The 14,254-nt window shown below is 66.4% G+C and carries 11 protein-coding genes; 3 read left to right on the top strand and 8 right to left on the bottom strand.

Features of this window, described 5'->3' with window-relative positions:
- Positions 1 to 2: 2 nt before the first annotated feature.
- Together NO366_RS09045 and NO366_RS09040 are read right to left on the bottom strand one after the other, a co-directional pair.
- The gene (locus NO366_RS09045; RefSeq protein WP_256530467.1) at positions 3 to 1,535 is read right to left on the bottom strand and encodes a S8 family peptidase; all 1,533 of its coding nucleotides are present in this window, start codon (positions 1,533 to 1,535) and stop codon (positions 3 to 5) included.
- Between the two features lie 698 nt (positions 1,536 to 2,233).
- A complete protein-coding gene (locus NO366_RS09040) occupies positions 2,234 to 3,040 on the bottom strand; it encodes a TrmB family transcriptional regulator (protein ID WP_256530466.1) in 807 nt (268 codons plus the stop codon).
- A 145-nt stretch (positions 3,041 to 3,185) separates the two neighbouring features.
- Here NO366_RS09040 and NO366_RS09035 point away from each other — a divergent pair, with 145 nt between their 5' ends.
- The gene (locus NO366_RS09035) at positions 3,186 to 3,518 is read left to right on the top strand and encodes a DMT family transporter (protein ID WP_256530465.1); all 333 of its coding nucleotides are present in this window, start codon (positions 3,186 to 3,188) and stop codon (positions 3,516 to 3,518) included.
- A gap of 143 nt (positions 3,519 to 3,661) precedes the next feature.
- A complete protein-coding gene (locus NO366_RS09030; protein WP_256530464.1) occupies positions 3,662 to 4,804 on the top strand; it encodes a Fic family protein in 1,143 nt (380 codons plus the stop codon).
- A 21-nt stretch (positions 4,805 to 4,825) separates the two neighbouring features.
- Here the strand turns inward: NO366_RS09030 and NO366_RS09025 are convergent, their stop codons facing one another.
- The 3 genes from NO366_RS09025 to NO366_RS09015 all read right to left on the bottom strand — a co-directional run bounded on the left by NO366_RS09025 (position 4,826) and on the right by NO366_RS09015 (position 7,856).
- Positions 4,826 to 5,161, bottom strand: a complete 336-nt coding sequence (locus NO366_RS09025; protein ID WP_256530463.1) for a type II toxin-antitoxin system PemK/MazF family toxin — start codon at positions 5,159 to 5,161, stop codon at positions 4,826 to 4,828.
- Positions 5,162 to 5,476 carry a MarR family transcriptional regulator gene (locus NO366_RS09020; protein WP_256530462.1) on the bottom strand — a complete coding sequence of 105 codons (315 nt, stop codon included), beginning with the start codon at positions 5,474 to 5,476 and terminating at the stop codon, positions 5,162 to 5,164. It lies immediately after the preceding gene.
- Positions 5,477 to 5,561: 85 nt separating this feature from the next.
- A complete protein-coding gene (locus NO366_RS09015; protein ID WP_256530461.1) occupies positions 5,562 to 7,856 on the bottom strand; it encodes a neutral/alkaline non-lysosomal ceramidase N-terminal domain-containing protein in 2,295 nt (764 codons plus the stop codon).
- 214 nt (positions 7,857 to 8,070) lie between these two features.
- Between NO366_RS09015 and NO366_RS09010 the strand changes: the two genes are divergently transcribed.
- Complete coding sequence (locus NO366_RS09010; RefSeq protein WP_256530460.1) at positions 8,071 to 8,736, top strand: helix-turn-helix domain-containing protein; 666 nt, start codon at positions 8,071 to 8,073, stop codon at positions 8,734 to 8,736.
- A gap of 85 nt (positions 8,737 to 8,821) precedes the next feature.
- Here NO366_RS09010 and NO366_RS09005 read toward each other — a convergent pair whose 3' ends face one another.
- The 3 genes from NO366_RS09005 to NO366_RS08995 all read right to left on the bottom strand — a co-directional run bounded on the left by NO366_RS09005 (position 8,822) and on the right by NO366_RS08995 (position 14,051).
- The gene (locus NO366_RS09005) at positions 8,822 to 10,162 is read right to left on the bottom strand and encodes a D-arabinono-1,4-lactone oxidase (protein WP_256530459.1); all 1,341 of its coding nucleotides are present in this window, start codon (positions 10,160 to 10,162) and stop codon (positions 8,822 to 8,824) included.
- Entirely contained in the window at positions 10,159 to 11,349 is a 1,191-nt protein-coding gene (locus NO366_RS09000; RefSeq protein WP_256530458.1) for an alanine racemase, read from the bottom strand. Before NO366_RS09000 ends, NO366_RS09005 begins: the two co-directional genes overlap by 4 nt.
- Positions 11,350 to 11,864: 515 nt before the next feature.
- Positions 11,865 to 14,051: an elongation factor EF-2 gene (locus tag NO366_RS08995; RefSeq protein ID WP_256533991.1), complete on the bottom strand. Its 2,187-nt coding sequence runs from the start codon at positions 14,049 to 14,051 to the stop codon at positions 11,865 to 11,867.
- Positions 14,052 to 14,254 lie beyond the last annotated feature (203 nt).

The following is a 14,254-nucleotide window of genomic DNA, read 5'->3' as shown; positions in this document are numbered from 1 at the left end:
TTCTACGTGCGCTCGCCCAGTTCTCGGGCGCGGATTCCCAGGTGTCCACCGGCGCCGACAGCGATACCCACCACGTACAGCATCGTGAGCACGACGCCCAGTGACGCACTCTCGACGGTCGAGTCGGTCTCGTCCTGCCGATCCGAGAGCGACGCGCAGGCGTCGACGATCGTACGGGTGGCCCGGCTCGTCAGGCTCTCCGGGTGGCGTTCGAGCGTGTCGGCGATGGGTGGACTGATGCGGTAGTAGAGTCCGACGAGCCCCCGGCCAAGGGGCGTCGCGCCCATCGATTCGTCGCGGAAGCGCCTGAGCGAATCGAGCGTCTCGCCCTCGCCCGCGGTCGCGGTCGTGATGAAGCACCCGCCACCGCCGCCGTCGTTCTGGCAATCGGTGGACCCGTTGCAGTTCGACGGCGACTGGTGGCCGAGTGCCGCCGCGACGTTGAGCCGACCGGCCCCCGCGTCCTCCGGACACCGGCAGATGTCGTCGGCCGTGCTCGTCAGCTGTTGGCGCGCATCCGTGTTCGAGTACCCGTTGGCCATCAACTGGCCGCCGGCGCCGGCGACGTGCGGACACGCCATCGACGTGCCGTCGAGGCTGGTGTAGCCGCCGTCGTTGTACGTCGAATTGACGTTCGCGCCGGGCGCGGCGATCTCGATCTCCGGACCGGTCGAGGAGAACGACGCGATCTCGTCGTTCGAGTCGGTGGCGCTCACCGCCATCACCGTGTCGTAGACCGCCGGGTAGCTCACGCAGTTCGAACACTCCCCGTCGTTGCCGGCCGCGGCGACGACCAGCACGCCGCTGTTGGAGGCGTACTGACAGGCGTCCTGCAGCGCTGAACTGCCCGTCGAACCGCCGAGCGAGAGGGAGGCCACGTCGTACCCCTGGTTGGCGACCCACTCGATGCCGGCTGCGATATCCGAGAAGCTTCCCCCGCCGCCGCTCCCGAGGACCTTGACCGCGTGGAGCGTCGCCTCGGTGGAGACGCCGACCACGCCTTCGGTGTTGTCGTCCGCGTCCGCGATCCCGGCACAGTGGGTACCGTGGCCGTTGTCGTCGTCCCACGACCCCGTCCCCGTGAAGTCGGCGCCCTGGCCGAGGTTGGCCTGCAGATCGGGATGATCCTGGTCGATTCCGGTGTCGATGATGGCGATGTCCGCCCCGGCGCCCGTGTCGCCGTTGTCGTGGGCGACGTCGGCCTCGACGATGTCGATCCCGTACGGCAGGTCCTGGGCCAGCGCGTGCATGCGGCCCTCCTTTTCGACGTACCTGACGTTGGGGTCGGTCTGTAGTGCCGAGATGGCGGTATCCGAGAAGGTCCCGGCGACGACCGTGCCGATGTCGCCGAAGTCCAGTTCCCGGTGGACCGACTCGGCCTGCGCCGTAGCGACAGAGACGTCGCTACTCGGCTGCAGTCCGACGAGCGTCCGCCCGGTCGGCTCCGCCAGGGCCGTTCCCGCGATTCCCGTTGCAGCCGCGCCGGCCGCGGCGTTTTTGAGTACCGTCCGTCGTGTTGGTGTTCCGAGTGACATAGTGATCGACGGCACACTGTGCGCTGACGTCCGACACCTCCGCCCACGTCACGCGGGTATCGTCGCCCGCACTCGCTCACCGTCTCGTACCGACCAGGGGCCGCCGCGACACGCTTCGTGACGGTCGCGTCGCCTCGTCCGTCGCCCTCCAGGCCCGCTCGCACGATCACGTGGCCGTGTGGCACAGTCGAACACACCGTGCGCCTGGCACACAGCACCATCCACTCGTATTTTAACATTTTTTCATTCTTTAACTATTACCTGTTTGGATAGACGTACGTGAATCTCATCGACGGAAACTAGATGAAACGGCCATATAGTTTCCGGTGACGGAAAGACCGTTCGTGGTCATCCATAGTTGCAATAAACACCCACCGCTACTAGTTATTATCCATTTATAGAAACCCACAGACACGATTCGTCGGTCGGGTTCGTCCGACGTCGGCTGCGGGTGTTCGAGTTCCGGGGCGTACCGACGATGGGTCGCTCGGCATGGGGCGGGAGTCCGTGACCACGCCCCACCGGAAGTCGAGTTCGGCGAGTGTACGCCCCACCGTCGCACAGGAGAGACACTCTGGGAGTCGGATGCGTTCCGGCATCGAATCCCAGCCGATACCGGGCGCGAGTATCGTCTCGCTCTGCCGTGGTTTCGAACCGACTGCACGCGAGCGTCGGTCCCGTTCGATCGCGGGATGACGCTAGTCGTGTCCTGGTAGATGGGTATCGATCGGCGTCCCCGCCTCCCACGCGCGGTCGAATCGTTCGATCGCTTCCTGGACGAACGACTCCTCGCGGGAGAGTGCGATCCCCAGCCGTGCGGCCGGTTCGAACAGATCCGGGAGGTCGAGACAGCACTCGACCTCGTCGACGACGTACCAGGTGAGTCGGACGTCGGCCGCGACGCGGACTTCGAGATCCGTGAGTTCGTCGAGCAGTGGCCCGATCTCGCTGTCAGACAGGCGAGCGCTGACGGCCTCGGAAAGCAACACTCGAACCGAGACGTCGCCGTCGATCCGGTCGGCCGGCCCCAGTTCGGCGGCGTAGGTCTCCCAGTCGGCGGCGTCGTACGGCGGCCCGACGGCCATCCGGTACTGGTCGGTCGCTGCCTTCACCTGCTCGCGCCAGAGGGCGAGGGCGTCCTCACTCCCGAGGTCGGTCCGCCAGAGGGTCGCGCTGGCTGGCACCGTGGGCGCGAGGGTCGACCGGACCGAGTCGGCTACCTCCCGAAGCTCGGCTTCGCGGCGGTCGAGTTCGCGCGTGCGTGCGTCGAGCAAGCGGTCGACGGCCGTCTCGGGATCGACCGGTTCGTAGATCGTCGGCTCCGTCCCGGCGCGGATAGAGACGAGGTCGCGGGCGGAGAGGCCGTTCAGAACGTCGTAGATGCGCCCCGTCGGTACCGACGCGCGCACTGCGACGTCACTGGCCGTGGCCGATCCGAGCGAGAGCAACGCCCGGTAGGCTCGCTCCTCGTAACTGGAGAGCCCCAGTTCTGAAAGCTCGCTCACGAGTGAGCCGTCGCACTCGACGAAATAAGTCCTGTGGGAACTCGGGGACGGGCCGAGCTGTGCAGAGCATGTCGGGGTTGACAACCCGCTGCAAGTGGCGCCGCATTTGACTACCCACATACCACCCCGCAGAAAAGCAAGCGCCATGAACCCGTACGCGTTGCTCGCCGGTGCGATCGTCTCGGAACTCGTGGGAACGACCGCGCTCAATCTCTCAGAGGGGTTCAGCCGGCCGATCCCGAGCGCAGTCGTCGTGATCGGCTACGGTCTGGCCTTCTACTTGCTCTCCCTGACGCTCGAGGAGTTGCCGATCGGCGTCGTCTACGCCACCTGGGCGGCGCTCGGGATCGTCGGCGTCGCCGCGATCGGCCTCGTCGCCTTCGACGACCCGATCGATCTCCCCGGGGTCATCGGCATCGCCCTCATCATTGGGGGCGTCTACTGCGTCAACGTCCTCTCGTCGATGTCGGCGCACTGATCGACGTCGAGAACTGGCGTCGATGGGAGCCGGCGCGTGGCTGGCCGACCGCCGGGACTAACTGGCGACCGGTCGATTGACCCAGTAGTTAGGGTAAATGGTGAACCAATAACTTAAGTGGGCCCACACCGACCAGTAGTACGATGGATCCAGCGGACTTCGCCGAGGGGCCCGGTCAGATCGACGACTACGACGGGCTGCCGTGTCACCGGCCGGCGAGCCTCCCGCCGGATCTCGAGGTGACCGAAGACGTACTCGCGGTCTACGGCGATGCCCAGTACGCGCTGGGTCGGCTGGCGACGCTAGAGCGCCACCTCGAGAACCCCACCCTCCTCATCGCCCCGTTCGTCCACCGCGAGGCCGCGATGAGTTCTCAGGTCGAGGGGACGAACGTGACGATCTCGGACATCTACGCTCACGAGGTCGGTGCCTCGCCGAAGCGCGCCGCGGCGGAACTGGCCGACGTCCGCGAGGCGTACAACTACGTCGACGCCGTCACCCACGGCTTCGCGCGCCTGAACGCGGGCGAATCGATCGACGTCGACCTGATTCGGACGCTCCACGAGAAACTCCTGGGCGGTGTCCGCGGCGAGGAGGACCGACCCGGCGAGTTACGCGACGTCCCGGTCTACATCGGTGCGCGGGGTGACGGCCCCGACGGCGCCTCGTTCGTCCCCGCCAGTCCCGACTACGTGCCGCTCCTGCTCGAACAGTGTCTCTCCTACCTACGCCGCGGGGAGTTCCCGCCGCTGGTCGACACCGCGCTCGTCCACTACCAGTTCGAGGCGATCCACCCCTTCCGCGACGGCAACGGCCGCCTCGGTCGCCTGCTCATCATGCTCCAGCTCTACGACGCCGGCCTGCTGCCCGGCCCGTACCTCTACCTCAGCGCGTACTTCAAGCGCCACGGGGTCGCCTATCGCGAGAAACTCCTCGAAGTCAGCACCGATAGCGCCTACGAAGAGTGGGTCGTGTTCGTCCTCGACGCCATCGCCGAGCAAGCTATCGACGCCTACGACTGCGGCGTCGCGCTGACGGACCTCCGCGAGACCTATCGCGCGACGTTTCCCAGCTTCCCGACCGCCCGCGAACTCGTCGACTACGTCTTCGAACAGCCCTACCTCACCGGCCCGCGCGCCGTCGAGGCGACCGGCCGCTCGAAACCGTCGGTCTACGACGCCATCGAAGCGCTGGAGGCAGAAGGAATCGTCGTCGAGACGACCGGACAGGAGCGAAACAAGGTGTACGAGGCGCCCGAGGTGCTGGCGGTGCTGGATTCGGGGTGAACCGCCAGAAAGCGGCGTGTGTTATACGTCGAGGCCGAGATGCCGGCCACACTGACGCGCAATTTCGTCAATTGTGGATTCGGTCAGTCGGCCCTCTCGGCCGTCGATATCGGCGTGTCGGATCGACGCGATCGTCCACGGGTTGACGTAACTTTCGCGTGGGAGTCCACCACTCTCGAAGTCCGCCGCTTCGAGGGCAATCGCCTCGGGCCGGGGCGTCGACGTCAACGCCGCGTAGAGTGCCTCCTCGGTTGCAAACGGATGGGTCGTATCGCTCACGCAGACGAACGGTCGGTACGAGTGATCGGCGAACAGATCCGGTCCCTTGACCACATCACCACGCTCGTAGGGCGCCATTTATTCGTCGTAGAAATCGTCCGTCGTCGAGACAGAACTCGCGCCAGATTGCGCGGCGAACGATGCCAGGCGATCGTCGTCACCGACCGCCCAGTAGCGGCCCCGGTGTCTGACCAGCCCGCGCGCTTCAAGCCGCGAGAGGACGGCACCGACGCTCCCGCGCTTGATTTCGGTTGCCTCGTGAATCTCACCCTGCGTGAACGCCTGATCCGCGTTCGACGCCAGAAACTGGAGCACTCGGTATGGCTGGGTTCCTTCCGCCAGATCGAGCGCACCCGCGGCGTCGTTCTCGAATCGATCGATGCTGATCGGCATGTGCAATACTTCGTAATATACTGTAATAAGACTGGCGCGAACCCGACCACTCCCATCGGCGATACGTTCCCGTCTGGCCAGCCCGTCAGATCGGGATCCGACCGATTCCGAAGAGGCCGGGCGGATCTCCACCGCCGACCGTCATGTTCTCGGGCCACTCGACGTCGGCCACCTCGCCGACCGTCAGCTCGACCGCATCGCCCGACCGGTTGCCGAACGCGTCCTCGAGACCGCCCGCTGGGATCGTGACGACGTCCCCCTCGGCAACGTCCTGGACGGTCGCGACCCAGCCGCCTGCGGCGTCGCTCCAGGAGGCCTCGTTCGATTCGCCGTTCACCTCGATCGTCGCCGTCCCGCCATGGGGCGAGCGCAGGCGAGTACGCAGGTTGTCGTCTGGATCCGGCGGCGGGTTCTGGGCGAGGACGACGAGTTCGACCGACCCGGCCGACGTCGGCTCGGTCGTTCTGACGCCGCGAATCGCGAGTCCGGTCGAGGGGACCACCTCGAACGGATTGCTCGCGATATCGTACCGGGCCGCGTTGACGCGGAACCGGTAGGTCCCGGTCGGCAGGTCCGGCGGGACGTCGAAGCGCGCCGCGTAATTGCCGTACCACTCGGTCCAGACGAAGCCGAGGCCGCGGTCGTCGCCGATCGGCACCCACTCGTCGGATCCGGCCACGGCCCGTTCGAGGATCACGAACGGGTCGCCAACCGGCCGGTCTGCACCCGAGCTTCCGCCGGACCACTCGACCCCGACGGTCGCCATCCGTTCGACGGTCGCCCGCGGCTCGGCGGTGATGGACCCGTCGTCAGCGCCTGCACCGACGGGGGCCTCGGGGCCCGACGGCCGCGATCCCGACGGGTCCAGTGCGTCGCCGAGGTCGTCGGCGAGTTCGGCCGCGAGTTCGCGCTGGTGGCGTTCGACGAGGAGCGAGGCGTACTTGCCGAAGACGGTGTGGCCGCCCTCGTAATGCTGCTGGTCGTACTCCTCGGGGGTGGTGAAGTAGCCGTTGTAGCCGTTCGCGACGCCGACGACCGTGACGTCCGTGACGTCGTCCGGCGCCGCGTCGGCGGCCGCGGCCTCCATCCGCCGGCCCATCGCCACCGTGGGTTCGCCGGGGACGGTTACCAGCAGCCTGTCCCCCAGACGCATCGCCTGTACCTCGACCTCGGGCGACCAGGGCGCCGGCGCGAGGACGATCTTGCGACCCTGAACCGGGTGAGCGAGCCACTCGGGAAGGCGTTCACCCTCCAGTTCGAGTCCCGAGAACGGCGTCGGTCCGTTCTCCCCGCCGTTCAGGATCGGCTTGCCGACGAGTCCCGTACTCCCCACGCGTTTGTCGCCGTCGTCGACCGACTGGCCGTCGTACTCGATCACTCGTGATCGACCGCCGACGGGCAGATCGCTGCTGAGATCGTCACCGGCGGCCCCCCAGGCCGCCCACATCGCCGACTCGACGCGGACGGCCGTCCGCTCGGCCAGCGCGTACATCCCGTAGTCGTCGTAGTGCGTGATCTGATCGCCCAGATCGCTCGCCGCCGACAGCGTGATGGGCGCCACGCCATCGTCGAACCGGTGGGCGAACCAGCGCGCGGCCACGCCCGGGAAATCGGCCGAGTAGGTCCGGTTCGCCGGGGTGAACGTCGTCGGGTGGTTCGCGTAGCAGGTCCAGGCGGCGATCGGCGCGCCGTCGACGCCCTCCACGCGGAGCAGGCGGAGCCTCGCATCCCGGGCGAGGGATGGATCGACGGGGTGGTCCTCCGGCGATCCCTCACCCGGCGGAATGTCCAGCCCGTAGTTCGCGAGGTGGGCCTCGATCGACCGGTTGACGCTGTTGTCGGGCACGTCCGCCTCGGCCCAGGCCGCCCGCGCCGGTCGCCGGTTCGCGTCGGCCGCGGCGATCGCGTCGCCGATCTGAGCCGCGATCCAGTCGCCGACGTCGTCGGGCCCCGCGTGCGTGTGCGACGTCGCGTAAAGGACCGTGTCACGATCGAACCCGAGCGGTCGGGCATGTTCGAGCACCATTTCGCGCGCCGCCGGCCGCCCGAGGTCCGCGCCGACGATGGCGACCTTCCGGACGCCGTCCGAGAGGACGAGCGCCTGCGCGTACAGGCGAACCGAGACGCCGCTCGCGAAGATGTCCGGTCGTGCGTAACCGAAGAAGGGCTGCCCGTTCGCTGGCGTGATATCTCGTACCGCCGCACCGGCGGTGAGTTCGCCCGTGTTTGCACCGTCGAGGCCGTCGGTCGTTGCCCCACGGTCGGCACCAGTTCCGTCCGACGAGTCACTCGCTCCAGCGACGGACGCGCTCGTGGCTAGCCCCGATGCGGCCGCCGCATAGCCGACGAATCGCCGCCGATCCAGTCGTCGGTCGCTCATGCTCGATCACTCGCGGTTCGAGTCGAGGTGGTGCTACGGACCATGGGAGAGAGATACTACCAATACCAATAGCTTCCCCTCCTGTATACAATGGCTATTTTTATAATAATTACACACGGCTACCGGAAGGGTGGCGCCGTGGATGGACGTGTGAATCGGCACCCACCCGAGCAAAACGCTAAGTATCACCACGACACAGCCAGAGAAGAACGAGATGGACCCAGCACCGCTCCGATTCGTAACCCTCTCGCTCTCGCCCGAGGAGTGGCTCGGCAAGACGGACGAGTACGTCTTCGAGGACCCCGACCTCGCACACGGCCCAGTATACGACGTCCGCCTGCTCCCCGACGGTTCCGTCGTCACACTGTACGAAGTGCGGGGACCGCCCGAACGGATCGAAGCACTGCTCCGAACGCACGAGCCCCGCGACGTCGCGGTCGCGCCGAGTCACGACGGCGCCGGCGCGTTTGTCTACGCCCACGGCACCCACCACGAGACGGTGGCCGCACTCCTTCGAGGCGTTCGAGCGCTGGGGCTCGCGATCGACCGACCGATCGAGTTTCGCCCCGATGGCTCGATCAGAGTCACCCTCGTCGGTGACGAAGAACGCGTCCGCGGGCTGTTCGAACGCGTTCCCGAGTCGGTCTCGATGGAGGTCGAACGGACCGGCGCCTACGAACCCAGCCCGAATCGCGTCTACGCCTCCCTCACGGATCGCCAGCGCGAGATCCTCCGGGCAGCCGTCGAGCTGGGCTACTATCGACAGCCCCGGGAGACCTCCTACGAGGAGATCGCCGAACGACTCGGCACCTCGGAGGCGAACGTCGGCGAACACATCCGCCGGATCGAATCCAAAATCGTCGCCGCCGTCGTGCCGTGAGCGGTTGGCTCCGGCGCCGGCAGGGCGAACCGCGCCTCCCCCGAGAGAAGAGAGACGCGATCACACCCGGTTAGAAGCGCTCTCCCTACGCCGGATCGAACAGCGCACTCAACTGATCGTTCAGAAACGTCCCTTCAGGGTCGAAGCGCCGACGAACCGACTCGAACGTGTCCCACTCCGGATAGCGCTCGCGGAGCCGTGCCCGGTCGAGCGAGTACCACTTTCCCCAGTGCGGCCGGCCGTCGAACGCGTCGAAGACCGACTCGCAGGCCTCGAAGTACGACCGGAACGGCTTGCGGTGGTAGGCGTGGACGGCGACGTAAGCGGCGTCCCGACCGGTGGCGGGCGAGAGCAGGATGTCGTCCCCGGCGACGTAGCGGAACTCGATCGGAAAGACGATCTCCGGGTGGGACGGCAGGACGCGCTGGCGCAGTTGTCGAAGGACCGCCGGCCCGTCCGCCGCTGGAACGGCGAACTCTGCCTCGTTGAACCGGACCTCGCGACTCGACGCGAAGACCTCGTGACTCGGGCCGACGGTCTCGCCGCCAGAGAGAGCCCCACCGGCGAGTCGCGCGAGAGACGGTGACAGGCGTGGCAATCGACTCGAGAGCCGGCAGACGGCCCCCCAGGCCAGGTTCGTCGCCCCCTCCGCGACGCCGGCCGGAACCGGCGACGACGTCGTCGGTTCGTCCGTCTTCTCGAGGATCTTGACCAGCGCCACGTCGACGTGTGGGAACCAGAACAGTTCGACGTGTCGGTGCCGATCGCGAATGGTCCCAATATCCTCGAGGGCCGTCTCCAGTGGGGCCGTCCAGGTGCGTTCTCGCAATCGGTAGGCCGGTTCGACGTCGAGCGTGACCGCCGTGACGATCCCCAGGGTTCCGAGCGAGAGCTGTGCCGCCCGAAATGTGTCACCATCGTCGACCGAGAGGGTTCTGATCTCGCCGTCGGCAGTCACGAGTTCGATCTCGGCGATCTGGGTCGGGAGGATGCCGAGGTCGATACCGGTGCCGTGGGTGCCGGTCGCGAGCGCGCCAGCGACCGTCTGGCGGTCGACGTCGCCGAGGTTCGTCATCGCCAGCCCGTGGACCGACAGCGTCTCCGACAGTTCGGCGAGCCTCGTCCCAGCCCGGACGGTCACCCGACGGCGGTCGTACTCGACCGACCTGACGCCGGTGAATCGCTCGAGCGAGACGAGCACGTCGTCGGTCGGGACGACCGCGGAGAAGGAGTGCCCGGAGCCGGCGACTCGGATCGAACGCTCGCCGGCGTGGCGTTCGACCAGGGCGCGAATCGCATCGACCGTCTTCGGCCGCACTACTCGATCGGGACGACAGAAGACGGATCCGGACCAGTTCCGCCAGCGCCCGGGGTCCCCGCTCGACCCCATCGTCGCCTCGTCCGGGTCCCGATCCGATCCCGTCACACGAACCACGCCCCGTCGCCGCGATACGTCGGATATCGGTCGACGATCTCGCCGTCGTCGATCACGTGCAAGTACTCGAAATGCGTACAGAGTTCGCCGGCTTTGGCGTGCCGGAGCAAGACCGGATCGCCGAGGTCCAGGTCGTGCGGGCCGTCGTACGCGATCGGCGTCTGCACTTCGCCGGCACCCTCCGCGTCGAACAGTGACGCCCCGCGGGGCAGGTAGACCGTCGGTGTCTTATCGACCCCCGGTGGTCCGCTCGCGACGTAGCCACCGCCCCGACAGGTGTAGACGTCGGGATCTGGCTGTCGAACGACCTCGATCGCGTACCCTGCGGCGGGTTCGTAGGAAAATCCGCGGTAGTAATCGAACAGGGCGGGCGCGAAAAACGCGGAGCCAGCGGTGAGTTCCGTCACCGAGGAGTCCTGCCTGGTCGATTCGAAGCAGCCGGTTCCGCCGCCGTTGACGAAGTCGAGGTCGAATCCCTCGCGGTCGAGCGCGGCGACCGTCTCTTGGCGGCGCTCGTGGACGATCGGCTCAGATCGGCGCTTGAGGCGGCGCACGACGGCGTTCTTCGGGGCCGAGTTCGACGGATCGTCGTCCGGGAGCCCAGCGAGTTGGCCCTCGTAGCCCATCACTCCCGAGAGGGAAACGGCCGATGCGTCGGCGATCGTCCGCGCGAGTTCGAGCGCCGCGCTCGCCGAACGGATCCCCGACCGCCTGACGCCGAAGTGGATCCCGAGGTGTTCGGTGGAGACGTCGAGATCGAGACAGAGCGGGACGGTGACGCCGTGCGCTTCGGCCACTCCGGTGATCCGTTCGACGTGGGCCGCACAATCGACCATGAGAACGATCCGGGCGCCGTCGTCGATCGCTGAACAGACCGCAGCGATCTCGGCTGTGTCGACGATCGGATAGGCGACCAGCAGATCGTCGAACCCGTCCGCCGCCAGGTGAGCGGCTTCGTGGCCGGTGTAGCACATGACGCCGGAAAATCCGTCTCGGTCGAGTACCGCGCGGAGAACGGCGCGACAGCGGATCGACTTCGAGGCGACCCGGACCGGGAGCCCACCCGCACGGCGCCGCGTCGTCCGAAGATTCGCCTCGAAGGCGTCTCGGTCGAAATACGCCAGAGGAAACGACTCGCCCGAGAGCGCCGACCGATACGCGTCGTACGTCGAAGTCACGACCGCACGTGGTTCCACGACTACATAATCCTCCGTCCCGGATAGACCGGTCGTTTAAACCGACTGTCCGGGAGTCGCCACCCCTCGCCCGAAGTCGGTTTCCCGGCCGGTACGAACAGGACCGCTTCAGCCGGTTCGATCGGTTCGGATATTTCCGCCGATACGATCAGTTCGGATGCGTCAGCCGGTTCGATCAGGACGGTCGATTCGATCGGGTGGCCCATTTCATTGGATTTGGAGTCGGCACGATCCACAGCACAGTGACCTGACTGGCCTCGCTGTAACTACCGATCGAAGAACCGAGCTATTAGTTAGGTTTGGACTGGTGAAGCTACCTATGGTCGAGTTCGCCGCGACCGTAGTAATCCCAGCGTCCCAACAACCACCCGGCGCGGCAGCGTACGGCGCGCTTTGCGCGCCGTTTCACCGCGAGCGCGTCTGCGCTCGCGGCTCTTTTTCATCGAACTTTTTGCGGTGAGGGGTGCGCTTCGCGCACCCGAACCGCAAAAAGTTCGTTAGAAGTAATCGATGCTCGGGGGCAGTTCGAGCTTCATGCCCTTGCGTTCGCGGATCTCCATGATCTTATCGCGCTGGAGCGAGTCGGCCATGAACTCGAAGCCGGCGTTCTCGGTGTTCCAGGAGGCCCGGCCCTCGGTCGCGCTCCGGATGTCGCTGGCGAAGCCGATCATCTCGTCGACGGGCGCGATACCCTCGACGACCATGAGGTCGCCTTCCTGGTACATGTCGTCGACGCGGCCACGGCGGCCCTGGATCTCGCCGGAGGCAGCACCCATGTGGTCGTTCGGGACGTCGATGCGGACGTCCTGCATGGGTTCTTTCATGGCGATGTGGGCGTCGATCAGCGACTTGTGGACGGCCTCGCGGGTCGCCGGAATGACCTGTGCGGGGCCGCGGTGGATGGTGTCCTCGTGGAGCTTCGCGTCGTGCAGGCGAATTAGGGTGCCCTGGACGGGCTCGTTCGCGAGCGGGCCGTTGTCGAGGGACTCTTCGAGTCCCTCGATGAACAGCTCCATCGTCTCGTTCAAGTGCTGAATCCCCTTCGTCTCGTCGAGCAGGATGTTCGCGCCGTGGATCTGCTCGACGTTCTGGGAGTCGTCCTTGTCCATGCCGGCCTCCTGCAGGGCCTCGCGTCGTTCGAGTTCGGGCATGTCCATCGAGGCCTCGCCGCGTTTGAGCGTCTCGACGAGGTCGTCGGTGAGTGGTTCGGCGGAGATGTAGAAGCGGTTGTGCCGGTTCGGCGAGATGCCCTCGACCGTGTCGGAGGCGCGCTGGACGGCCTCGCGGTAGACGACGATCGGTTCGCCGGTGTTGACCGGGATGCCCTGGTTCTTCTCGATACGCTGAGTCTGGACTTCGAGGTGGAGTTCACCCTGTCCGGAGATGAGGTGCTCGCCGGTGTCCTCGTTGATCTCGATCTGGATCGTCGGGTCCTCCTTCGAGACCTGCCGGAGCGTCTCGATGAGTTTCGGCAGGTCGTCCATCGTCTGGGCCTCGACGGACTTCGTGATGACGGGTTCGGAGATGTGCTCGATGGACTCGAACGGTGTCATCTCGACGGAGGAGACGGTGGAGCCGGCGATGGCGTCGCGGAGGCCGGTGACGGCAGCGATGTTGCCGGCCGGAACCTGCTCTACTTCCTCGCGCTCGCCACCCATGTAGATGCCGACGCTCTGAACGCGGTTCTTGCCCGCGGTTCCCGACACGTACAGTTCCTGGCCCTTCTCGAGGGTGCCCGAGAAGACGCGGCCGGAGGCAACCTCGCCGGCGTGTGGGTCCATCGCGATGTCGGTGACCATCAGGACGACCTCGCCGCTCTCGTCGACGAGTCGCATCGTCCCAGCGAGTTCGGACTCGGCGTCGCCACGCCAGATACGCGGAATACGCATCGGCTGGGCGTCGACCGGGTTCGGGAAGTGCTCACAGACCATGTCGAGGACGACGTCCGACAGGGGCGTGCGCTCGTGGAGCTCCTGGCGCTCGTCGTTGCGCTCGAGTTCCATGATGTCGCCGAAGTCCATCCCGGTTCGTTGCATCGACGGCATGGAGACGCCCCACTTGTACAGCGCGGAACCGAATCCGACGGTACCGTCCTCGACGGAGACGGTCCAGTCGTCGATGTCGTCCATCTCCTCGGTCATGCCACGGATGAGCTCGTTGACGTCGCGGATGACGGCGAGGAGTCGCTCCTGCATCTCCTCGGGCCCCTCCTGGAGCTCGGAGATGAGGCGGTCGACCTTGTTGATGAACAGGGTCGGTTTGACGCCTTCACGCAGCGCCTGTCGCAGGACGGTCTCGGTCTGTGGCATCGCTCCTTCGACGGCGTCGACGACGACGAGCGCACCGTCGACGGCGCGCATCGCGCGGGTGACGTCGCCACCGAAGTCGACGTGGCCCGGCGTGTCGATGAGGTTGATGAGGTGGTTGGTGTCCTCGTACTCGTGGGTCATCGAGACGTTCGCCGCGTCGATGGTGATCCCGCGTTCCTGTTCGTCCTCTTCGGTGTCCATCGCGAGCTGTTCGCCGGCCGTCTCGTCGGAGATCATGCCGGCCCCAGCCAGTAGGTTGTCCGAAAGTGTTGTCTTGCCGTGGTCGACGTGAGCGGCGATGGCGATGTTCCGGATGTTCTCCGGTTCGTCCATCAACCGTTCACACTCCTGTACGATCTTCTTGCGTCGGCCCATATACTCACCCGTACCGGTAGCGGGGTCAAAAGGGTGCTGTTTCGCATCTGGCGGTCCGGTTCGCCAGATGCGACGCTCGTCACGAGTGAAACGAAGTGACGGCGTCTCGAATCGCGGACGAGGGTGGCGCCAGTTCGTGTTCCACGTCCCAGGCGCCCAGTTTTCGTGTGCGAGTGTCACGCACGGAACGACGCGGATCGAAC

The sequence above is a fragment of the Halovivax cerinus genome (assembly GCF_024498195.1).
GTDB classification, from domain to species: Archaea; Halobacteriota; Halobacteria; order Halobacteriales; family Natrialbaceae; genus Halovivax; species Halovivax cerinus.
Note: the sequence above shows the minus strand (reverse complement) of the source record. Positions and strands in the feature narration are given on the sequence as shown.